The sequence below is a fragment of the Mesorhizobium sp. M1B.F.Ca.ET.045.04.1.1 genome, assembly GCF_003952465.1.
Taxonomy (GTDB): domain Bacteria; phylum Pseudomonadota; class Alphaproteobacteria; order Rhizobiales; family Rhizobiaceae; genus Mesorhizobium; species Mesorhizobium shonense.
This window is the reverse complement of sequence record NZ_CP034448.1, coordinates 3,733,951-3,755,712: the sequence shown is the minus strand read 5'-3', so window position 1 is coordinate 3,755,712 and position 21,762 is coordinate 3,733,951. Positions and strand designations below refer to the sequence as shown.

Below are 21,762 nucleotides of genomic sequence, written 5' to 3'. Positions count from 1 at the left end.
CATATCGCTGTCGAATTGGCACGCTTCCTGCTTTTGAGAAAGTAGGCCCGCAAGGGCCAAGAGACACAGGCGTCCAATGGTGGGCGCCACAGGCAAAGCTGCCGCTCAGGTCGACGCGCGATCCCGGATGTACGGACGCGAGACCTGGACGGCAGCTTTTTTGTTTTGGACCCCGAACACGAAAATCGACGGCGCCGATCCCAGGCGGTGCCAGGCGGAGACGACGATGACGAAACGGATCGGAACTGCGACAACCCTCAAGGATTTCACGCGCCGCGATTTTATCGCCAGCAGCGTCCTGACGGCGGTGCTGTTCACCGCGGCGCTCCTGCTGTTCCCAGCCAATCACGAAACCGAGGGCAAGGGCCCGCAAGTGACCGCGCAAGTCCCGGTCTCGCCGCGCTGACCGATGCCGCGCCTCTGACCAACACAACACGCGGTGCCTCCCACGCCGCAAACCGGAGCCCAAGATGACCGCAAATCTCCCAGCCGCGCCAAGCCAGGACAGTACTCCCCGGCAGGCGCTCGTCATGTCCACCATCGCCTTCACGGTCTGCTTCGCGGTGTGGACGATCTTTTCCATCATCGGCGTGCGCATCAAGCAGGAGCTCGGCCTGAACGAGACCGAATTCGGCCTGCTGGTCGGCACGCCGATCCTCACCGGCTCGCTCGTACGCATGGTGCTCGGCGTCTGGACCGACCGCCACGGCGGCCGTCTGGTCTACACCATGACCATGCTCGCCGCGGCGGTCGCGACCTTGCTGCTCGCTTTCGCGCACACCTATGAACAGATGCTGGTCGCAGCGCTCGGCGTCGGCCTTGCCGGCGGCTCCTTCGCGGTCGGCGTCGCCTATGTCTCGCGCTTCTTCCCGGCTGGCAAGCAAGGCACCGCGCTCGGCATTTTCGGCGTCGGCAATGTCGGCGCCGCGGTCACCAAGTTCCTCGCGCCGTTCGTGCTGCTTTCCTGGGGCTGGCAGTCGGTCGCGCTGATCTGGGCGGCGGCGCTGGTCGTCATGGCCATCGTGTTCTGGTTCACGACCGGCGACGACCCGGTCATCCGCGAGCGCCGCGCCGGCAAGATAGCACCCGTGAGAAGCTTCTGGCAGGAATTCGCGCCGCTGAAGAACCTGCAGGTCTGGCGCTTCGCCTTCTACTATTTCTTCTCCTTCGGCGCGTTCGTGGCGCTGTCGCTCTGGCTGCCGCGCTACCTGATCGGCGTCTACGGCTTCGGCATCGCCACCGCCGGCATGATCGGCGCCGCCTATTCGATTCCCGCAAGCGTTTTCCGCGCCTATGGCGGCGTGCTTTCCGACCGCGTCGGCGCCCGCACCGTGCTCTACTCGACCTTCAGCGTTTGTGCCGTGGCGACCCTCGTTCTGTCTCTCCCCTCGGCAGACTACGTCGTGCGCGGCATCAGCGGGCCGATCCCGTTCCATTTCGAGATCGGCCCGCTCGCCTTCATCGCCGTCGCTTTCGTGCTCGGCTTCTTCATGAGCCTCGGCAAGGCCGCCGTCTACAAGCACATCCCGGTCTACTATCCGCAGAGCGTCGGCGCGGTCGGCGGCGTGGTCGGCATGATCGGCGGTCTCGGCGGCTTCATCCTGCCGATCGCCTTCGGCGCGCTGAACGACCTCACCGGCGTCTGGTCGAGCTGCTTCATGCTGCTGTTCGTGATCGTCGTCTCGTGCCTCATCTGGATGCACGTCACCATCCGCCGGATGGAGCGCGCGGCCGCTGTCAAGCCCGCGCCCCTTTCCTACGCCGCCGAATAGATCGGAGCAGACCGGACATGAGCGAAAAACTCGTCATCATCGGCAACGGCATGGCTCCCGGCAGGATGCTCGAGCACCTGCTGGAAGCAGCACCCGACCGCTACGCCGTCACCATCTTCAACGCCGAGCCGCGGGTGAACTACGACCGCATCATGCTGTCGCCGGTGCTTTCGGGCGAGAAGGCGTTCGAGGAAATCGTCATCCACGGCGACGGATGGTACATCAAGCACGGCATCACCCTCTACAAGGGCCACAGGATCGTCGCCATCGACAGGGACGCAAAGACCGTTACCTCGGACCACGGCGTGACCGAGAGCTACGATCAACTCGTAATCGCAACCGGCTCGGTTCCCTTCATCATCCCAGTGCCGGGCAAGGACTTGCCCGGCGTGCTCAGCTACCGCGACCTCGACGACGTCAACGCCATGCTGCTTGCCGCGCAGTCGCGCGCCAAGGCGATCGTCATCGGCGGCGGCCTGCTCGGGCTCGAAGCCGCTGCCGGGCTGAAGGAGCGCGGCATGGACGTGACCGTGCTCCACGTCATGCCGACGCTGATGGAGCGCCAGCTCGACCCGGCTGCCGGCTACCTGCTGCAGAAGGCGGTCGAGGCGCGCGGCATCAAGGTCATGACCAAGGCCAACACCAAGGCCATTGTCGGCAACGGCAAGGTCGAGGGCGTCGAGCTCATGGACGGCACGGTCATCCCCGCAACGCTGGTCGTGATGGCAGTCGGCATTCGCCCGAGCACCGCCCTGGCCAAGGAAGCCGGGCTCGAGGTCAATCGCGGCATCGTCGTCGACGACCGCATGCGGACCTCCGATCCGGCGATCATGGCGCTCGGCGAATGCGCGGAGGTCGGCGGCCATGTCTATGGGTTGGTCGCGCCTCTCTACGAGATGGCCCGCGTCGCGGCAGCCGGGCTCGCGGATGGCGAAGACAAGCGCTTCGTCCACTCCGACACGCCGACCAAGCTCAAGGTCACCGGCATCGACCTCTACTCGCTGGGCGACTTCGCCGACGGCGACGATCGCGAGGAGATCATCCTGCGCGATGCGTCCGCCGGCATCTACAAGCGCGTCGTGCTGCAGGACAACCGCATCATCGGCACGGTGCTGTTCGGCGAGACGGCCGACGGCGCCTGGTTCAACGATCTGAAGAAGAAGGCGACCGACATCTCGGAGATGCGCGACACGCTGATCTTCGGCCAGGCGTTCCAGGGAGGCACCTCCTCGGACCCTTTGGCGGCCGTTGCGGCACTGGCGGATGATGCGGAAATCTGCGGCTGCAACGGCGTCTGCAAGGGCAATATCACGGGCGCGATCACGGGCAAGGGGCTGACCGGGCTCGACGACGTGCGCGCCCACACCAAGGCCTCGGCCTCGTGCGGATCGTGCACGGGTCTCGTCGAGCAGCTTCTGAAACTGACGCTGGGCGAGGCCTACAATCCGGCGGCGGTGCAGCCGATGTGCGGCTGCACCAGCCTCGGCCACGACGATGTGCGACGCCTGATCAAGGCGAAGGGCCTGAAGACGATTCCCGCCGTCATGCAGGAACTCGAATGGAAGACCTCCTGCGGCTGCGCCAAGTGCCGACCGGCGATCAACTACTATCTCGTCTGCGACTGGCCGGACCAATATGCCGACGACTATCAGTCACGCTTCATCAACGAGCGCGTGCACGCCAACATCCAGAAGGACGGCACCTATTCGGTAGTGCCGCGCATGTGGGGCGGCGTCACCAGCGCCGGCGAATTGCGCGCCATCGCCGACGTGGTCGACAAGTTCCGCATCCCGACGGTGAAGGTGACCGGCGGCCAGCGCATCGACATGCTCGGTATCCGCAAGGAAGACCTGCCGGCGGTATGGGCCGATCTCGGCAAGGCCGGCTTCGTCTCCGGCCATGCCTACGCCAAGGGCTTGCGCACGGTGAAGACCTGCGTCGGCTCCGACTGGTGCCGCTTCGGCACCCAGGATTCGACGGGGCTGGGCATCCGCATCGAAAAATTCATGTGGGGCTCCTGGACGCCTGCCAAGGTGAAGATGGCGGTGTCGGGTTGCCCGCGAAACTGCGCGGAGGCGACCTGCAAGGATGTCGGCGTGGTGTGTGTCGACTCCGGCTACGAGATCCATTTCGCCGGCGCCGCCGGCCTCGACATCAAGGGCACCGAAGTGCTCGGCCTGGTGAAGACCGAGGACGAGGCGCTGGAGGTGATCGTGGCGCTGGTCCAGATGTATCGCGAGCAGGCCCGCTATCTGGAGCGTATCTACAAATGGGCCAAGCGCATCGGCACCGCCGAGATCAAAAAACAGATCCTGGACGACGTCGAGAAGCGCCGCGCCTATTTCGAGCGCTTCGTCTTTTCCCAGAAATTCGCGCAGGTCGATCCGTGGTCCGAGCGCGTCTCCGGCAAGGACAAGCACGAGTTCCGGCCACTGGCCACCGTTGGCTTTGCGGAGGCGGCGGAATGATGGAGATGTCTGCAAATTCTAGCTCGGAGCCCAGTCGTGTCGCATCGACTGGGCTCGACGCTCAACAAAAAGGCCCCTCCAAATGACCTGGATCGCAATCGGCACCATCGCCGACATCCCTCGCCGCGGCGCGCGTTGCGTCGCAACCCCGCAAGGCAAGATCGCGGTCTTCCGCACCGGGGATGACCAAGTCTTTGCCATCGATGACCATTGCCCGCACAAGGGCGGGCCGCTCAGCCAGGGCATCGTCCATGGCGCGGCGGTGACCTGCCCGCTGCACAACTGGGTGATCTCGCTGGAGACCGGCAAGGCGCTCGGCGCCGACGAAGGCTCGGTCAGGACGATCCCCGTCAGGATCGAAGGCGAGCGGCTCTTCATCGCGCTTGAAGCGCTGGCCTCGAAAGCGGCCTGAGGCATGGAAGAAGCACGCGAGGTGAGGACCACCTGCCCGTATTGCGGGGTGGGCTGCGGCGTGCTGGCCGAGATCGCCGCGGACGGCAAGACGACCGTCCGCGGCGATCCCGAGCACTCGGCCAATTTCGGCCGGCTTTGCTCGAAGGGGTCCGCGCTTGCCGAGACGCTCGGCCTCGAAGGCCGTCTGTTTCAGCCGGAGATCGGCGGCAGGCAGGCGAGCTGGGGCGAAGCGCTCGATCTCGTGGCCGCGAAATTCTCGCAGGTTATTGCCGAGCATGGCCCGGACTCGGTCGCCTTCTATGTCTCCGGCCAATTGCTCACCGAGGACTATTACGTCGCCAACAAGCTGATGAAGGGTTTTATCGGCTCGGCCAACATCGACACCAATTCGCGGCTCTGCATGGCTTCGTCCGTTGCCGGCCACCGTCGCGCTTTCGGCGAGGACATCGTTCCCGGCGTCTATGAGGATTTCGAGCGCGCCGATCTCATCGTGCTCACCGGCTCCAACACCGCATGGTGCCATCCCGTGCTCTACCAGCGCATGCTCGCAGCACGTAGGGAGCGTGGTACGAGGATCGTTGTCATCGATCCCCGCCGCACCGCGACTGCCGACGAATGCGACCTGCATCTCGCGCTCGATCCGGGCACGGACGTGCTCCTGTTCAACGGCTTGCTCGCGCATCTCGTCCAGGCCGGAAAGATCGATGCCGGCTTCATCCGCGACCATACGTCGGGCTTTGACGCCACAGCCTCGCTGGCCGGCGCCGATGCGCCGTCGATCGCGCGCGTCGCGAAAGGCTGCGGATTGGCAGTCGCCGATGTCCAGGCCTTCTATGAGCTCTTCGCGCGCATCGAGCGGACGGTCACGGTTTACAGCCAGGGCGTCAACCAATCGGCGCATGGAACCGACAAGGTCAACGCGATCATCAACTGCCATCTCGCCACCGGCCGCATCGGTAAGCCGGGAATGGGGCCGTTCTCGGTCACCGGACAGCCGAACGCGATGGGCGGCCGCGAGGTGGGCGGCCTGGCAAATCAGCTCGCCGCGCATATGGACTTCGCCGACGAGACCAACATCGACCGGGTCTCCCGCTTCTGGAACGCACCCGACGTCGCGCGGCGCGGCGGCCTGAAAGCCGTGGACATGTTCCAGGCGGTCGCCGACGGCCGCATCAAGGCGTTGTGGGTCATGGGCACCAACCCTGCCGTCTCGATGCCGGACGCCCCGCGCGTGCGCGCCGCTCTGTCCAAATGCGATTTCGTCGCTGTCTCGGATGTCACCCGCACGGACACCACGCGCTATGCCGACGTGCTGCTGCCGGCCGCCGCCTGGGGAGAGAAGGACGGCACGGTCACCAATTCGGAGCGGCGCGTCTCGCGTCAGCGGCCCTTCCTGCCGCCGCCCGGCGAAGCGAAAGCCGACTGGCGCATCATCTGCGAGGTCGCCGCGCGTATGGGCTTCGGCGATGCGTTTGCCTACCAGACGCCGGCGGAGATCTTCCGCGAGCATGCCGCGCTTTCCGCCTTCGAGAACGATGGCGAGCGCCTGTTCGATCTCGGCGGCCTCGCCGATCTCAGCGACGCGGACTACGCCGCCTTCCCTCCCCGCCATTGGCCTGCGCCGGAGCGGCGCGAGCAGCAGGCGAGACTGTTCGCCGACGGCCGCTTCCCGACGCCCGACGGTCGCGCGCGCTTCGTGCCGGTGCGGCAGGAGGCGACAGCCTTCACGGTCGACTCGGACTATCCGCTTGCCTTGAACACCGGCCGGCTGCGCGACCAGTGGCACACCATGACGCGCACCGGAAACGTGCCGCGCCTGATGGCCAACGCGCCTGAGCCCGCGGTCGACCTCCATCCGGCGGATGCGGCCGCGCACCATCTCAAGGATGGCGACCTCGCCCATCTGTCGACGCGCTTCGGCTTTGTCCGCGCGAAGGTGCGCGTATCCGACGCGCAGCGGCGCGGCCAGGCCTTCATGCCCATGCATTGGAGCGGTCAGTTCGCGGCCAGGGCGGCCGCAGGGATGCTGTCCTCGCCGGTCACGGATCCGCATTCCGGCCAGCCGGAGCTTAAGCATGTCCCGGCGAGAATCGTGCGGGAGAAAACCGGGTGGGCCGGCGTGCTCATCACGCGGCGCGATCTCAGGCCGACCGGTTTCGTCCATTGGAGCCGGCATGCGGTCGAGGGCGGTTGGGTCTACGAACTCACCGGGACCGAGCCGCCGGACCAGGGCATTCTCCTGGCGCGCAAGCTGCTCGGCGTGCAACGGCAGGATCAACTGCTCGAATACACCGATCGCCGAGGGCTCGCTTATCGCGCCGCGGCCATCGACGAAGACGGCGCCATGGCCGAGGCCCTGCTGGTCGCCGCTCCGGAGCAGTTGCCGACGCAGGACTGGCTGGTGTCGCTGCTCGCCACGCGCCAGCCGCTGTCGGCCACCGATCGCCACGCGCTTCTATCCGGGCGCTCACCCGCGCCAATGCCCGCTATCGGGCGGGTCGTGTGCTCGTGCTTCCATGTCGGCGCCAACCAGATCGCTTCGGCGGTCGCTTCGGGATGCGACAGTCTGGAGGCGATCGGGTCGACGCTGCGCGCCGGCACCAATTGCGGCTCCTGCCGCTCCGAGATAAGGGCGATCATCGAGGCCCGCCAGGTTCAGGCCGCCGAGTGATTAGGAACGCCGCTCAGATAACCGCTTCTTCCAGAAACGGCTCGTTACGCGGAATGCGCTCATAGCAGAACGGCGACAGGTCGAGCGTCTGGAAGGCGCCATGGACGATCAGCTCGGACACCGCCCGGCCGACCGCCGGCGACTGCTGCAGGCCATGCCCGGAAAAACCGTTGGCGAACATGAAGTTCGTCACCTCGGGGTGGAAGCCGACGATGCCGTTGTGGTCGAGCATGTTATATTCGTAATGGCCGGTCCAGCTCGTCTGGACCTTCAACGCGTCGAAGGCCGGAATGCGGTGCCACAGCGCCGGCCAGATATAATCGTCGAACTCCTCGAAATGCATTTCGAAGTCGTCGTAATCGGCGGGTCCGTCGCCTTGCGGCGTGTTGCCGGTGAGGAAAAGCTCGCCTTCCGGACGCACAAAGGTGCCGGAGAGATCGATGACGTTGGGCATCCGCCCGGGGATCGGATTGGCGCTGGCGAAGACGAAGCTGTAGCGCTTGTAGGGCGCGACAGGGATCGACAGTCCGGCCATGGCTGCGACCTGCTGCGCCCGCGGGCCAGCCGCGTTGACCAGCGTGCCGCAGGCGACGGTCTCACCGGTTGCGAGGCGGGCGGACACAACCCGCCCATCGCGGACATCCAGCGCTGTCACGGCATTGTCGATATATTCGACGCCGCTGGCGCGCGCCGCGCGGCGGAAGCCGTTCAGCAGGCCCATGGAATCGAACCAGCCTTCTTCCCGGGAGCCCCAGGAGCCGCCGCCGAGATCGTCGACATTCAGCCAGGGAAAGCGCTCCTTCAGCGGACCCGGCTCGAGGAAGACCGTATGGGCACCGAGGCTTCGCTGCAGCTCGACCCGTTCACGTGCCGCTTCCACGCCTTCGGGCGAGCAGCAATAGAGATATCCATGCTCCTTGAAGCCGAGATCGGGGGCCGGCTCATCCGTGTAGAACGGGGCCATCCGCTCCCGGAAGCCACGGATGATCTCGATGCCGAACTGGCTGATCTTCACATTGATCGGATTGGAATATTGCTGGCGGATGGCGCTGGTGGAGAGTGCCGTCGAGGAAAACTCGTAGCTTGAGTCGCGCTCGACCACGAGGATCGAAGCGCCGTTGCCCAGCGCCTGGCTCAGCCAATAGGAGGTCGACGAGCCGATGACGGCACCGCCGACGATGACGATGTCATAGACGTTGCGCGAGGGAGCCTTGTACGGAGGGATTGCCATGGCTGTCTCTCCTTACCGGTTGAACGAGGCGATCAGGGCATCCGAGCCCCGCGCCAGCAGACCGAGGTCCGATCCGACGGCCACCATGGTGAAGCCGTCGGCCAGATAACGGTCGGCGTCGGCCTTTACAGGCGCCAGGATGCCGCTCGCCTTGCCTGCCGCAGCCGCGGCCTCGCGCACGGATGCGATCGCCTCCTGCACATGCGCAGCACCTGGGTTGCCCATCGCGCCCATGTTCGTGGAGAGGTCGCCCGGGCCGACGAAGAGAACATCGACGCCATCCACCGCTGCAATCTCGGCGGCATTGGCGACGCCGGTCTCGTCCTCGATCTGCACGGCGAGAAGCTGCTGCTCGCGTGCCTTGGCGTGATAACCGGCGATGCGGCCGAAGGCATTGGCACGGTGGCCGACCGAGAAGCCGCGAAAGCCGCCGGGGGCATAGGTCATCGCCGCGACGATACTACGTGCCTGGTCCGCCGTCCGCACATTCGGGATCATCAGGCTGCGGGCGCCAATGTCCAGCGCCTGCTTCATCAGGTTTGGATCGTCCGACGGCAGGCGCACCACTGCCTCGGAGGGGAATGCCGCCACGACCTGCAGCTGCGCCATGATGCTGCGCAGGTCGTTCGGGCTGTGCTCGCCATCGATCAGCAGCCAGCCGGCTCCTGAACCGGCGACGACCTCGGTGGTGAGGGCCGAAGCCAGCGAGCACCAGATGCCGATATGCGGCCGGCCAGCCTGTACGGCCGCCTTTAGCGAATTCACACGCTCCTGCATTTTGCGATCGGTCTCCAGTCGGAAAGAAGGTGCATTGAAATTTGTATGATGTCCTATATCATATGGCTTGATCGAGCTGCAAGATGGCTCGGACGCCAATGGGAGTTGCGCATGAAAATTGGCTTCATCGGGCTTGGTGTCATGGGTGCGCCGATGGCGCGGCATCTCGCCGATGCCGAGCACGAGATCGTCACGGTCCTGAACCGCTCGCCTCTTCCAAAGGACCTAAAGGCAGCGGTCGTCACCTCCCCCGCCGAGGTGGCCCGGGTGTCCGATATCGTCATCACAATGCTGCCCGACACGCCCGACGTGGAACGCGTCCTGCTCGGACCTAACGGCGTGCTCGAAGGGATTTCGGCCGGCAAGCTGGTCATCGACATGAGCTCGATCAGCCCGATTGCGACGGCGGAATTCGCGGCGAAGTTCAGGGAAGCCGGCGCCGGTTATCTCGATGCGCCGGTCTCTGGCGGCGAGGTCGGCGCCAAGGCGGCGAGCCTCACCGTCATGGTCGGCGGGCCGGCCGCGGAGTTCGAGCGAGCGCTGCCGATCTTTGAGAAGCTCGGCAAGAACATCACGCTGATCGGCGAACAGAACGGCTCCGGCCAGACCTGCAAGATCGCCAACCAGATCATCGTCGCGCTCAACATCGAAGCCGTCGCCGAGGCGCTTGTCTTCGCCAGCAAGGCGGGCTGCGACCCGGCGAGGGTCCGCGCCGCGCTGATGGGCGGCTTCGCCTCTTCGCGTGTGCTCGAAGTGCATGGCGAGCGCATGATCGCCCGCACCTTCGCGCCGGGCTTCCGCATTCGGCAACACCAGAAGGATCTCAATCTCGCGCTCGAAAGCGCCCGCGCGCTCGGCGTCTCGCTGCCGAGCACCGCGACGGCGCAACAGCTGATGAATGCCTGCTCGGCCCGGCCGGGCGGCGCGGACGCCGATCATTCGTCGCTCGTCAGGGCCCTCGAGGTGCTGAGCGATCATGAACTGTCAAACGAAAAGGAGTGAACCGATGCGCGGAACCGGCAAAGCCGAAATCTTCGTGATGCTGGCCCATCCAGTCGGGCATGCCAAGAGCCCCGGAATCTTCAACGAAATCTTCGAGCAGAAGGGGCTCGACAGCCTAATGGTGCCATTGAGCTGCCGTCCGGAAGATTTCGACACTTTCTGGGCCGGCATCACCGCGGCCGAGAACATCCGGGGCGTGATCATCTCGGTGCCTTACAAGACGGCGGTCTACCACAAATGCGCCGCCGCTCATGACCGCGCCGCGCGCGTGCAGAGCGCCAACTCGGTGCGCAGGCAGGCGGACGGCACCTGGTATGCCGACAATTTCGACGGCGTTGGCTTCATCGACGGGCTGAAGGCGGGCGGGCACCAGATCGCCGGCCGCCGCATCCTCCAGGTCGGCGCCGGCGGCGCAGGATCATCGCTAACCTACTGCCTGGCCGAAGAAGGCGCAGCGGAAATCCGCCTCGCCGACATCGACAGAGACCGCGCCGCAAAGCTCGCTTCGCTGGTCAACAAGTCGTTCCCCAATTGCCGCATCGAGGTCGGGGAACCCGATCCGTCCGGAATGGATATGGCAATCAACGCGACGCCGTCCGGGCTGAAGGCCAGCGATCCGCTGCCGATGGATGTGAGCAAACTGACACCGGAGATGACCGTGGTCGACATCATCATGGAGCCGGCCGAGACGGCGCTGCTCAAGGCGGCGAAAGAGATCGGCTGCCGCATCCAGCCCGGGCGCCCGATGATGGATTTCCAGGTCGAGGCGATGTCTGAATTCTTCGACATCGAGCGGAAGGACCGCCGCAATGGTTGACGCATCGACCGCCGTCGTCATCGGCGGCACGTCCGGCATCGGTCGCGCGATCGCGCTGCGCTTCGCCGAGGACGGCTACCAGGTGGTCGTCGCCGGCCGGGACGCTGTCCGGGGCAAGGAGGCGTCCGTCGCCTGCGAGAGTGCGGGCGCGCCACGCGCCCTCTTCGTGCAGACCGATGTCGCCGATCCCGCCTCCGTCGAGGCGCTGGCGCAGAACGTCGCGGATGCGTTCGGCACGCCCCATGTCGTGGTCAACTGCGCCGGCATCCTGCAGAGCGGCAAGCATGTGCTCGACCAGGAGCTCGGCGAAGACGAGCAGATGTGGCGCATCAACTATCGCGGCACGCTGCTTGGCTGCCAGGTGTTCGGCCGGCTGATGTCGGCCGCCGGACGCGGCGCAATCCTGAACGTCGGCTCCCTCGCCTCCTTCGCGCCACTTTCGCTGCCGGCCTATACGCCTGGCAAGCACGCGGTTCTGGCTCTCACCCAAATTCTTGCCGCCGAGCTTGGCCCGCACGGCGTTCGCGTCAACGCCGTGGCGCCGGGTTACACGCTTTCCGATGGGCTGAAGGCCAGGATCGCCAAGGGCGAGCGCAATCCGGAAGCCATCCAGGCCACGACTGCGCTCCGTCGTTTCGTCGAGCCGCGCGATGTCGCCGAGGCGGCGCTGTTCCTCTGCTCCGACCGTGCCGCGTCAATAACCGGCGTCACGCTACCCGTCGACGCCGGCTGGCTCGTCCAGGCGCCTTACGCGCAATACCTGCAGGGCAACCCCATCCGGCAGACGCCGGCAATCTGACGAGAAAGAATCCAGTGGGCGATATCCAGCGCTTCGACTTCGACACCCGCATCCATCACGGCGTCATCCACAACGGCACGCTCTACCTCACGGGCCAGGTCGCGCGGCCGGGCCAGTCCGCGACCAACCAGATGCGCGAGGTGCTCGGCAAGATCGACGCGCTGCTCGCCAAGGCCGGCACCGACAAGACCCGCATCCTTCACGTCCAGATGTGGCTGGACGACGTCCGCGACTTCGATGAGGTCAACACGGTCTGGGACGCCTGGATGCCGAAGGAGCACGCGCCGGCGCGCTCTTCCGGCGAGGGGCGGATGGCCAAGCCCGGCATGCTGGTCGAACTCATCGTCACCGCGGCGGTTTGAATGGTCTTGCCGGTTCGGGCATCATCCCGAATCTGAACTTGAACAGCCCGAATCTGAACTTGAACGGAAGGACCTAAATGACGAAGCGCAAGCCGCTTTCCACCGTCGTGGCGGAGAGCTTGGCCGAAAAGATCCGCTCCGGACGGTTGCAGCCTGGCGCGCAACTGCCGACCGAGGCGGAGCTCTGCGCCGAATATGATGTCAGCCGCACCGTCGTGCGCGAAGCGGTGGCGCGGCTGCGCTCGGAGGGCATGGTGGTGCCGCAGCAGGGCCGCGGCATGTTCGTCAGCGAGACGCCCGTGCCGCGCAATTTCTCGATCCCGGACGAGGCGCTGAGAACCTTGCCGGAAACCATCGCGCTGCTCGAGCTTAGGTTGAGCGTCGAAGTGGAATCCGCGGGGCTCTGCGCGGAGCGCCGCACCGATGAGGAGGCCACCGATATCCGGTCGATGATGGAGCAAATCGACGCTCAGCAGGCGGATCCCGCCGCCGTCCAGATTCACTACGACTATGATTTTCATCTTGCGATCGCCAAGGCCGCGCGTAACGAATTCATCCATGGCTTCCTCGCCTATCTCGGGCCGATGATCGTGCCCCGCTTCCAGCTCGGCTATGTCGTCGAGCCCGCGCTCAAGGACAGTTATTACGCGCGCATCCACAGCGAACACCAGGCAATCGTCGACGCCATCGAAAGGCAGGACGGCGGCAAGGCCCGACAGGCCATGCGCAAGCATCTGCACAACAGCCTGGGACGCGTGCGCGCCCTGGCGAGGGCCTCCGGCGTCGAGGCGACGGACGCGGAGCAAAAGGCCGCCGCGGCCTCGCTCTTCACCAAAATGAAAAGGCCGGAATCGACCGGCGGGTAAGCTGCGACGACTTGCGATCCGGAGAGCCTGCGCTGAAGGCAACCGCCGGGCGGTTGCGAAAGCCATGTTTTTGCTCGGCCGAGCGGCCGGAAGCCCCTCGCCTGCGCCGAACATCTTGTTTTCCTCTGGTTTGCGGCTTTCGAGGTCCTGCGGTCGGCGTAGAACGTTTTAACCTTCGAAACGGCTTTCGAAAGTTTATCTTTCCTTTTTGCTGCTTTTCTTGGTTTCGCGGCATCGGCCAAGGTCGCACACTGACGCCAGGCAATTGGGGAAGCCGCAATCGGGGAAACCAAGGTGACGACAGCCTTCATCACAGGAGCGACGAGCGGCATAGGACGAGCGATTGCCATCGCGTTGAGCGATGCGGGCTACGACGTCTATGCGGTCGGCCGTAGCCAGGCGGCGCTCAAGGAACTGCAGGCAGAGCGGCCGGCCATTGTTCCCATTGCGGTCGACGTCACCGACCGCGAGGCGCTGGAATCGGTTCTGGCCGATCTCACCATCGACGTGCTGATCAACAATGCCGGCATGATGCCGCCGCTCGGCAACTTCGCCGACATGAAGATCGCCGACATCGACACCACGCTGGAGGTGAACCTCAGCGCGGCGATCCTGCTCACCCGCCTCGTCGTGCCGCAGATGCGCGAGCGGCAGTCGGGGCACATCCTGTTCACCGGCTCTTCCGCCGCCCATGCGGCCTTCCCCAATGTCGCCGTCTACTCGGCGACGAAGGCGGCCATCGCCGGCTTTGCCGCCGCGTTGCGCGCCGATCTCTCGCAACACGGCATTCGCGTCACCGAGATCGTTCCGGGCCGCGTCGAGACGCAGCTCTACAAGGATATCCTCGACACCGAGGCGCGAGCGGCGATGTACGCCGGCAATGTCGCCGTGCAGCCGGACGACGTCGCCAAGATGGTCGTCGCGCTGCTCGGCCTGCCCGCATGGGCCGACGTTACCCGCTTCGACATCATGCCGACCCGGCCGACCACGCCGAGTGGCAGCAAGCAAGGAAAATAGGATGAAAGACCTTTCCGTTCTGATCGTTGGTGGCGGCGCCGGCCTCGGCGCCCTTCTCGCCCGCATGGCTGTGGAGGCCGGTGCGGCCAAGATCGGCATCATCGACATCAACCAGGAAGCCGCCGAGAGCGCGCTCGAACCGGCAAAGGCCAAGGGGCTGCCGACCGCGGCCGCGGCTTGCGACATCCAGGTCGGCCCGCAGTGCCATGCGGCCTTCGACGCCATCGTCGCGAAGCTCGGGCGCGTCGATACGCTGATCAACTGCGCCGCGATCTACCCTCGCCGCCCCCTCCTCGAGATCACCGACGCCGAGTGGGACGCCTCCAACGGCATCAACATCAAGGGCACCTATCACATGATGGTGGCGGCCGTTCGCCATATGCAGGCGCAGGAACCGAAAGCCCATGTGCGCGGCCGCATCGTCAACCTGACCTCGGTCGACGCCTTCAAGGCGCACCCGCAGAACGCTCATTACGCGGCGACCAAGGCCGCCGTCGTCAGCCTGACCCGCTCCTTCGCCCACCATGTCGCCAAGGACGGCATCCTGGTGAACTCGGTGGCGCCGGCCGGCATGGCCACGGGGAAGGCAAAGGCCCTCGGCTTCCTCGAGGAACTGGCCAAGGCAAGCCCGCTCGGCCGCGGCGCCGAGCCGACCGAGATCGCCGAATGGGTGCTGATGACCGGCGGCCCGAAGAACACCTACATGACCGGTGAAAACGTAATTGTCTCAGGCGGTTACATTTACGCGTGAAATCAAATTTTCAGAAGCCGGCGGCGACTGAAATACGGCAGTGCATGATCAACGGAGTTTCCAGGGAAAGGAGGCGGACTTCACCATGACCGGCAAGCTTCGCCTTCCTTCGCTGAATGCGCTTCGGGTCTTCCATGCCGTCGCGCAGCACAAGAGCTTCCGGCAGGCGGCCGACGAGCTGCTGGTGACGCCGCAAGCCGTCGGACAGCAGATCAAGCTGTTGGAAGACACGCTTCAGGTGACGCTGTTCGAGCGCAAGGGCCGGTCGATCGAATTGACGGAGTCGGCGATCCTTCTGTCGCACTACGTGAAAGCCGGCTTCGACGAATTTTCCGAAGGCGTTCGCCGCGTCACCAAGTCGAACTACCGCGACCGCATCAACCTCAATGCGAGCCCCTACTTCGCCACGCATTATCTGCTGCCCAGGCTTTCGCTGTTCCGCGAGATCCTGCCGGGCGCCGATCTGCGTCTCACGACGATGGTCGACCTGCCCGACTTCGGACGCGACGACATCGATATGACGGTGCAGTGGGGCTACGGCAACTGGCCGGACTACGAGACCACGCTGTTGGTGCCGGACCCGAAGATCATCTGCTGCACGCCGGCGATCGGCGAAAAGATCAAGTCGGCGCAGGACCTGACGCGGTTCACCCTGCTCGACACCGTCAAGTCGAAACGGCTGTGGCCGGATATATTGCGCCACCTCGGAGTGGAGCTGACGGAGGGCGACCGCAGCGTCAGCTTCGATGACGCGGCGACCATGCGCCGGGCGACCCTGCAGGGCATCGGCGTGGGCTTAGTCTCCGTCATCGACGCCGAGGAGGATTTCCGGTCTGGCGCGCTGGTCGCGCCGATCGGCCGCGACGCCATTGCCGATATGAGGCCAGAGGAAGTCCCCGGCTTCTATCTTGTCGTCCCGCGCGGGCATCTGCGCGTGAAAGCTGTGGCCGCCCTTCATCGATGGCTGGCCCAGCAGGATTGGCGGAGCGATCTCACGATTTCCCTGCCGAAACCGACCCCGCTTTCCGACTAGGACGCGGCTTCCAGACCGGGCTCCGAAAGGCAACTTGCGGAGCTCCAACAATAAGAAACGGAATAACTCAACAGTGGAGACGACAACATGAAAATGATGAAATGGGGGGCTGCCGCCTTGGCCCTTGGCCTGGTGCATTTCGCGGTGCCTGCGGAAGCGGCGGGCGGCAAGACGCTTGAGACCGTGAAGGCGCGCGGCGTGCTCAACTGCACCGGCCATGACGGCTCCTATCTTGGCTTCGCCGAGGTGGACGACAAGGGCAACTGGAAGGGCATGGACATCGACCTCTGCAAGGCGGTGGCGACCGCCGTGTTCGGCGATCCGGCAAAGCTGAAAATTGTGCCGATCAGCTGGGCGCAGCGCTGGCCGTCGCTCCAGTCGGGCGATGTCGACATCATCATCAAGGCGTCCGGCGGCACGCTCAGCCGCGACACAGAGCTCGGGCTGCAATTCTCCAACTCTTACTACCTCGGCACGACCAAGGTGATGGCGCACAAGGAGCTCAATCTGAAGTCGCTCAAGGACGCCAATGGCGGCACGATCTGCATTCCCGCCGGCACGTCGCAGGAGCAGCAGGTCGCCGCTTACGCCCAGAAGCTCGGCATCAAGCTGGAACCCGTGCTCATCGAAAAGACGGAAGAGCTCGAACAGGCTTACTTCTCCGGCCGCTGCGATCTCTATGCGCAGTGGGGACCGACGCTCGCCATTGCCCGCATCGCCAAGAGCAAGGTCGAGGACCACGTGATCCTGCCCGACGTGCTCGCCGTCGAGCCTGAAGTCATGATCATGCGGCAGGGCGACGACAACTGGGTCGACATCGCCAACTGGACGCTCAGCGCCCTGATCTTCGCCGAACAGGAAGGCATCACCTCCAAGAATGTCGACGAGATCAAGGCCAAGCCGACCTCGCCGCAGGTGGCGAAATTCCTCGGCGCCACGCCAGGCATGGGCAAGGGTCTCGGTCTCGCCGACGACTGGGCCTACAACGTGATCAAGAAGGTCGGCAATTACGGCGAGATCTTCGAGCGCGATCTCGGCAAGGACTCGCCCTACAAGATGGATCGCGAGCTCACCAACCTGTGGAACAATGGCGGCGTCCTGTTCCCGCTGGTGATCGACTGATCCGCCTAAGCATTTGCAGCCAAATGAAATCCATTTGGCGTCGCAGAAATGCGACGAAGCAAAATTGAACGCATCCCGCTCTTGGCTCTGCCTGGCTCTTGCCAGGCGGAGCTGGCGCCAATTCGGGAAAGACGCTGATGATCAGCCTGCTGAGAAATCAGAGGATACGCAACACGCTGTTGCAGGTTCTTTACGTCGGCTCGCTTGCCGGGATGGTTCTTGCCTGCGTGATGATCGCAAGGCGGAACCTGGCGGAGCAAGGGATAACCTCGGGATTCGACTTCCTGTTCAAGTCGACCGGCTGGGACGTGAACTTCTCGCTCCTGCCCGCCACAGCCAATGATCCCTACTGGTGGTACTTCCTCATCGGCATCATCAACACGCTGTTCCTCGGAACCACCGGGCTGATCCTGGCGACGATCGTCGGCACGATCATCGGTCTGGCGCGCGCCTCTTCGAATGAATTGGCGCGGCTGCTCGGCCGGACCTATGTCGACATCTTCCGCAACATCCCGCTGATCCTCCAGGTTTTCTTCTGGTACGCCGTCATCACCCATCTGCCGACGCCGCGCGCCGCGCATGAGGCCTTTGGCATGCTGCTGACCAGCCGCGGCCTTTACGTGCCGGTCCCCAACGTCGGCGGTGCTGCGCTCGCGGCAGCGATACTTGCGGTGATCGCGGCGATCGCGCTTCCGGTTTGGCTGGGCAGGACATCTCGCCTCAGCCGGCCTGTCGGCGAGCGCCTTGGCGTTCAATTCGCCGGTGTCGCGGCGGCGCTGGCCTGCGCGGTCATCATCCTGACGGCCGGCCGCCTGCCCGACCTGCCGCTGCTCGATTTCCCTGCCCTGCAAGGCCTCAACCTCAAGGGCGGCTTGCGCATTCCGCCGGAGTTTTCCGCTTTGGCCATCGCCATCGCCATCTATGGCGGCTCCTACATCGCCGAGATCGTGCGCGGCGGCTTCAAGGCGGTCGGCAAGGGTCAGATGGAGGCGGCGCTCTCGCTTGGCCTCAGCCCCTGGCGGGTCTTCACGCTGGTGCGGTTGCCGCTGGCGCTGCGCGCCATGCTGCCGATCCTCGCCAACCAGTATGTCTGGCTGATGAAGGCGACGACCATGGGCATCGCGGTGGGCTTCACCGACTTCTTCATGATCGTGGCGCTGACCATCAACCATTCCGGCCAGACGCTGGAAGCGATCGGCATCCTGATGGCGGGATTCCTTGCCATCAACCTCAGCCTTGCCGCGATCTTCAACCGCATCAACAAAGCCATTGCCCTCGAGGGCAATCAGTTGAGGGGGTGAGAGATGGAGATGGTCGTTGTCGCTCCCCCTGCCCCGGGAAAGCTCGAGGATCTGAAGCGGCGCTTCTTTGCGACGCCGCTTCAGGCGCTGTTGTCGCTGATATCGGTGGCGATCATGGCTTTCGTCGTCTGGAGGCTGCTCGACTGGGCGGTCTTCTCGGCCGTGTTCACGACCAGCGGCGGGCCCGAGGCATGCCAGGCGGCGGCGGGAGCCTGCTGGTCGGTCATCGCTGCCCGGTGGCGCATCATCCTCTTCGGCCTCTATCCCTTCGAGGAGCAATGGCGCTCGGCGCTGGCCTGTGTGGCCGTGGTGGTGATGACGGTGCTGAGCTGCATTCCAGCCTTCTGGACGGGCCGCCGCATCGCGCTCGTCTGGGGGGCCGGAACAGGCCTCTATTACGTGCTGATGAAAGGCGGCCTGCTTGGTCTGCCTTATGTCGGCGAGGAAGCCTGGGGCGGACTGGCGCTCACCCTCTTCATCTTCGTGACCACCTGCCTGATCGGCTTTCCGCTGGCGATCTGCCTGGCGCTGCTGCGCCGGTCGGACCTGCCGTGGGTTTCCAGGACAACCGGCCTCATCATCGACGGGGTCCGCTCGCTGCCGCTGATCTCGATCCTGTTCACCTTCGCCGTCGTCCTGCCGTTCGCGCTGCCGCAATGGCTGGTAGGCGACAAACTCTACCGGGTGATCATCGGCTCCGCCCTGTTCTTCTCCGCCTATCAGGCGGAGATCGTCAGGGGCGGCATGCAAGGCGTGCCGAAGGGACAGGAAGAGGCCGCCATGGCGCTCGGCATGAGCTACTGGCAGCGCATCGGTCGCATCCTCCTGCCGCAGGCCATGCGCAACGCTCTGCCGGCGACGATCAACCAGTTCGTCATCTCGTTCAAGGAAACCTCGCTGGTGGTCATCGTCGGCTTCTTCGAGATCCTGGCTTCGGGCAACGCCGCCTACGGCACCGGCGAATGGCGCTTCGCCTATGTCGAGGTCTATGCCTTCATCGCCATGATCTATTTCGTCTTCGTCTTCAGCCTGTCCCGCTACGGCGCCTTCCTCGAGCGGCGCATGTCGGTCGGCGAACGATAGGAGAGGCCCGCAAGTGAATTCGACCCAGCCATCCGGCGCCGCCGTGCGCATCGAAAACCTCGACAAATACTATGGGACATTCCAAGCGCTGCGGAAGATAAACCTGTCCGTGCAGCGGGGCGAAAAGATCGTCGTCTGCGGCCCCTCCGGTTCCGGCAAGTCGACCATGATCCGCTGCATCAACCGGCTCGAGCAGCACAATGGCGGCCGCATCACCGTGCTCGGCACCGAGCTCAACGACGATGTCGGCAACATCGACGGGATCAGGCGCGAAGTCGGCATGGTGTTCCAGCACTTCAACCTGTTTCCGCACATGAGCGTGCTGGAGAACTGCATGATCGCGCCGATGATCGTGCGCAAGCGGCCGCGCGAGGAAGCAGAGGCGACCGCCCGGCGCTATCTTGAGAAGGTCCGCATTCCCGAGCAGGCGATGAAGTTTCCCGGCCAGCTCTCCGGCGGCCAGCAGCAACGTGTGGCGATTGCGCGCGCGCTCTGCATGGAGCCGCAGATCATGCTGTTCGACGAGCCGACCTCGGCGCTCGATCCGGAAATGATCGCGGAGGTGCTGGACGTCATGGTCACGCTTGCCTCCGAAGGCATGACGATGATCTGCGTCACCCACGAGATGGGCTTCGCACGCCGCGTCGCCGACCGGGTGATTTTCATGGACGGCGGCGAGATCGTCGAGGAAGCGCCGCCGGAGGAATTCTTCACCTCGTGCCGGAACGAGCGCACGCGGCAATTCCTGTCGCAGGTCCTGGGTCATTGAGCCGGGCGCCGCACCTGTCTATACGCGGCTCGTCGTACATCTCAGGTATCCCGATGGCTGATCCCGTTAGTGTATTGCAGGCAATTCTCGGGCCGAAAGGCTGGCTTTCGGGCACTGACGCCGAGCCCTACCAGCGCGACTGGCTGAACCGCTATGGCGTCGCGCCTTTGGGCGTTGCCAGGCCGGTGAGCACCGCTGAAGTAGCGGCGGTCGTCAAGGCATGCCGGGAGGCGGGCGTGGCGGTGATCCCGCAAGGCGGCAACACAGGCCTTTGCGGCGGCGCCGTCGCCGATCGGCCGAACGCCGTGATCGTCTCGCTTTCGCGCATGACGGCGATCGGCGAACCGGATCCGGAGAGCGGGTCGATCGCGGTTGACGCGGGCGTTGTGCTCGCCACGCTGCACGGGGCGCTGGAGCCGCATGGCCTGATGTTTCCGATGCATCTCGGCGCCGAAGGCAGCGCCAGGATCGGCGGCCTGATTGGCACCAATGCCGGCGGCAGCCAGGCTTTCCGATACGGGATGATGCAGGATCTTGTGCTTGGCCTCGAGGTCGTGACGCCGGACGGCGCAGTGTGGGACGGGCTGCGCGCGGTGCAGAAGGACAACGCCGGCTATCAGCTGCGCAAGCTGTTCTGCGGTTCGGAAGGCACGCTCGGCATCGTGACGCGCGCGGTGTTGCGGCTCTATCCCACGCCAAAGCAGCAGGCGAGCGCGCTGCTGGTCATGTCCGACTTCGCTGCCGCCGTGTCGTTCGGCGCCTACCTGCGCGGCGAGGCCGGAGAGTTCCTCGCCGGGCTCGAATTCTTCTCCGATGTCGGCCTTGCGCTGGCGCTCAAGCACCTGCCCGACCTCGCCTATCAGCTGGAAACACGCGGCGACGTCTATCTGCTCGTCGAGCTGGCCTCGGGCTCGCCGCGGGTGCCGCTGGACGAAATCCTGAATTCGGCGCTGGAATGGGGCATGGAGCAAGGCCTAGTCGTGCATGGCGCGCTGGCCAATTCGGGCGCGCAGCGCGCGCAATTCTGGCGCCTGCGCGAGGAGCAGCCCGAGGGGCAGCGGCTGGAAGGCGAGCAGTTGAAGCACGACATCTCTGTGCCGCCGGGCGCGATCGCCCGCTTCATCGAGGCCGGCGCAAAGATCTGTGACGACATCCTATCGGGCGTGCGGATCAACCCGTTCGGGCATCTCGGCGACGGCAACATCCACTACAATCTGTCGCCGCCGGAAGGTCGCGCCGATTTCGACGGCAAGGCCGGAGAGTTCGCCGAGGCGCTGGCTGCGCTTGCCACCGAAATGGGCGGCAGCTTCGCGGCCGAGCATGGGCTTGGCCGCGCCAAGATCGCCATGGCCGATCGGACCAGGGGTGTAATGGAGCGGGAGCTCATGGCGCGGCTGAAGGCTGCGTTCGATCCGTCGGACACGATGAATCCCGGCGTTCTGGTGCATTCGCCAGAGTAAAGAAAAACTTTCGATTAGACCGCATTTCTTGATTTCGCTGCGGTCCG

The 21,762-nt window shown here is 65.0% G+C and carries 20 protein-coding genes; 18 read left to right on the top strand and 2 right to left on the bottom strand.

Going from position 1 to position 21,762, the window contains the following annotated elements; translation table 11 throughout:
• The first annotated feature begins 76 nt into the window (after positions 1 to 76).
• The 5 genes from EJ071_RS39510 (at position 77) to EJ071_RS18270 (ending at position 7,325) form a co-directional block, all read left to right on the top strand.
• Positions 77 to 406: a hypothetical protein gene (locus tag EJ071_RS39510; protein ID WP_245460290.1), complete on the top strand. Its 330-nt coding sequence runs from the start codon at positions 77 to 79 to the stop codon at positions 404 to 406.
• A 64-nt stretch (positions 407 to 470) separates the two neighbouring features.
• Positions 471 to 1,772 (top strand): nitrate/nitrite transporter, encoded by a 1,302-nt coding sequence (locus EJ071_RS18285; RefSeq protein WP_126099095.1) that lies wholly within the window; start codon positions 471 to 473, stop codon positions 1,770 to 1,772.
• A 17-nt stretch (positions 1,773 to 1,789) separates the two neighbouring features.
• Complete coding sequence (gene nirB, locus EJ071_RS18280) at positions 1,790 to 4,240, top strand: nitrite reductase large subunit NirB (RefSeq protein WP_126099094.1); 2,451 nt, start codon at positions 1,790 to 1,792, stop codon at positions 4,238 to 4,240.
• An 82-nt stretch (positions 4,241 to 4,322) separates the two neighbouring features.
• Positions 4,323 to 4,652, top strand: coding sequence for a nitrite reductase small subunit NirD (nirD, locus tag EJ071_RS18275; RefSeq protein ID WP_126099093.1), 330 nt, complete (start codon positions 4,323 to 4,325; stop codon positions 4,650 to 4,652).
• A 3-nt stretch (positions 4,653 to 4,655) separates the two neighbouring features.
• Complete coding sequence (locus tag EJ071_RS18270; RefSeq protein ID WP_126099092.1) at positions 4,656 to 7,325, top strand: nitrate reductase; 2,670 nt, start codon at positions 4,656 to 4,658, stop codon at positions 7,323 to 7,325.
• 13 nt (positions 7,326 to 7,338) lie between these two features.
• Here EJ071_RS18270 and EJ071_RS18265 read toward each other — a convergent pair whose 3' ends face one another.
• The gene (locus EJ071_RS18265) at positions 7,339 to 8,556 is read right to left on the bottom strand and encodes an FAD-dependent oxidoreductase (protein ID WP_126099091.1); all 1,218 of its coding nucleotides are present in this window, start codon (positions 8,554 to 8,556) and stop codon (positions 7,339 to 7,341) included.
• Positions 8,557 to 8,568: 12 nt separating this feature from the next.
• A complete protein-coding gene (locus tag EJ071_RS18260; protein ID WP_126099090.1) occupies positions 8,569 to 9,333 on the bottom strand; it encodes an HpcH/HpaI aldolase/citrate lyase family protein in 765 nt (254 codons plus the stop codon).
• 111 nt (positions 9,334 to 9,444) lie between these two features.
• Between EJ071_RS18260 and EJ071_RS18255 the strand changes: the two genes are divergently transcribed.
• The 13 genes from EJ071_RS18255 (at position 9,445) to EJ071_RS18195 (ending at position 21,715) form a co-directional block, all read left to right on the top strand.
• Positions 9,445 to 10,335: a 2-hydroxy-3-oxopropionate reductase gene (locus EJ071_RS18255; RefSeq protein ID WP_126099089.1), complete on the top strand. Its 891-nt coding sequence runs from the start codon at positions 9,445 to 9,447 to the stop codon at positions 10,333 to 10,335.
• A gap of 4 nt (positions 10,336 to 10,339) precedes the next feature.
• The gene (locus tag EJ071_RS18250) at positions 10,340 to 11,152 is read left to right on the top strand and encodes a shikimate dehydrogenase (RefSeq protein ID WP_126099088.1); all 813 of its coding nucleotides are present in this window, start codon (positions 10,340 to 10,342) and stop codon (positions 11,150 to 11,152) included.
• The gene (locus EJ071_RS18245; RefSeq protein WP_126099087.1) at positions 11,145 to 11,951 is read left to right on the top strand and encodes an SDR family oxidoreductase; all 807 of its coding nucleotides are present in this window, start codon (positions 11,145 to 11,147) and stop codon (positions 11,949 to 11,951) included. Before EJ071_RS18250 ends, EJ071_RS18245 begins: the two co-directional genes overlap by 8 nt.
• A gap of 14 nt (positions 11,952 to 11,965) precedes the next feature.
• Positions 11,966 to 12,313, top strand: coding sequence for a RidA family protein (locus tag EJ071_RS18240; RefSeq protein WP_126099086.1), 348 nt, complete (start codon positions 11,966 to 11,968; stop codon positions 12,311 to 12,313).
• A 77-nt stretch (positions 12,314 to 12,390) separates the two neighbouring features.
• On the top strand, positions 12,391 to 13,179 hold the full coding sequence (locus EJ071_RS18235; RefSeq protein ID WP_189521510.1) for a FadR/GntR family transcriptional regulator: 789 nt from the start codon (positions 12,391 to 12,393) through the stop codon (positions 13,177 to 13,179).
• A 294-nt stretch (positions 13,180 to 13,473) separates the two neighbouring features.
• Positions 13,474 to 14,196 (top strand): SDR family oxidoreductase, encoded by a 723-nt coding sequence (locus EJ071_RS18230; RefSeq protein ID WP_126099085.1) that lies wholly within the window; start codon positions 13,474 to 13,476, stop codon positions 14,194 to 14,196.
• A 1-nt stretch (position 14,197) separates the two neighbouring features.
• Positions 14,198 to 14,947, top strand: a complete 750-nt coding sequence (locus EJ071_RS18225; RefSeq protein ID WP_126099084.1) for an SDR family oxidoreductase — start codon at positions 14,198 to 14,200, stop codon at positions 14,945 to 14,947.
• Positions 14,948 to 15,032: 85 nt separating this feature from the next.
• On the top strand, positions 15,033 to 15,980 hold the full coding sequence (locus tag EJ071_RS18220) for a LysR substrate-binding domain-containing protein (protein ID WP_126099083.1): 948 nt from the start codon (positions 15,033 to 15,035) through the stop codon (positions 15,978 to 15,980).
• A gap of 87 nt (positions 15,981 to 16,067) precedes the next feature.
• Entirely contained in the window at positions 16,068 to 17,102 is a 1,035-nt protein-coding gene (locus tag EJ071_RS18215) for an amino acid ABC transporter substrate-binding protein (protein ID WP_126099082.1), read from the top strand.
• Between the two features lie 137 nt (positions 17,103 to 17,239).
• On the top strand, positions 17,240 to 18,403 hold the full coding sequence (locus tag EJ071_RS18210; RefSeq protein ID WP_126099081.1) for an ABC transporter permease subunit: 1,164 nt from the start codon (positions 17,240 to 17,242) through the stop codon (positions 18,401 to 18,403).
• 3 nt (positions 18,404 to 18,406) lie between these two features.
• Positions 18,407 to 19,486: an amino acid ABC transporter permease gene (locus tag EJ071_RS18205; RefSeq protein WP_126099080.1), complete on the top strand. Its 1,080-nt coding sequence runs from the start codon at positions 18,407 to 18,409 to the stop codon at positions 19,484 to 19,486.
• 13 nt (positions 19,487 to 19,499) lie between these two features.
• Positions 19,500 to 20,255 carry an amino acid ABC transporter ATP-binding protein gene (locus EJ071_RS18200; RefSeq protein WP_126099079.1) on the top strand — a complete coding sequence of 252 codons (756 nt, stop codon included), beginning with the start codon at positions 19,500 to 19,502 and terminating at the stop codon, positions 20,253 to 20,255.
• A 53-nt stretch (positions 20,256 to 20,308) separates the two neighbouring features.
• Positions 20,309 to 21,715 (top strand): FAD-binding oxidoreductase, encoded by a 1,407-nt coding sequence (locus EJ071_RS18195; protein ID WP_126099078.1) that lies wholly within the window; start codon positions 20,309 to 20,311, stop codon positions 21,713 to 21,715.
• Positions 21,716 to 21,762 lie beyond the last annotated feature (47 nt).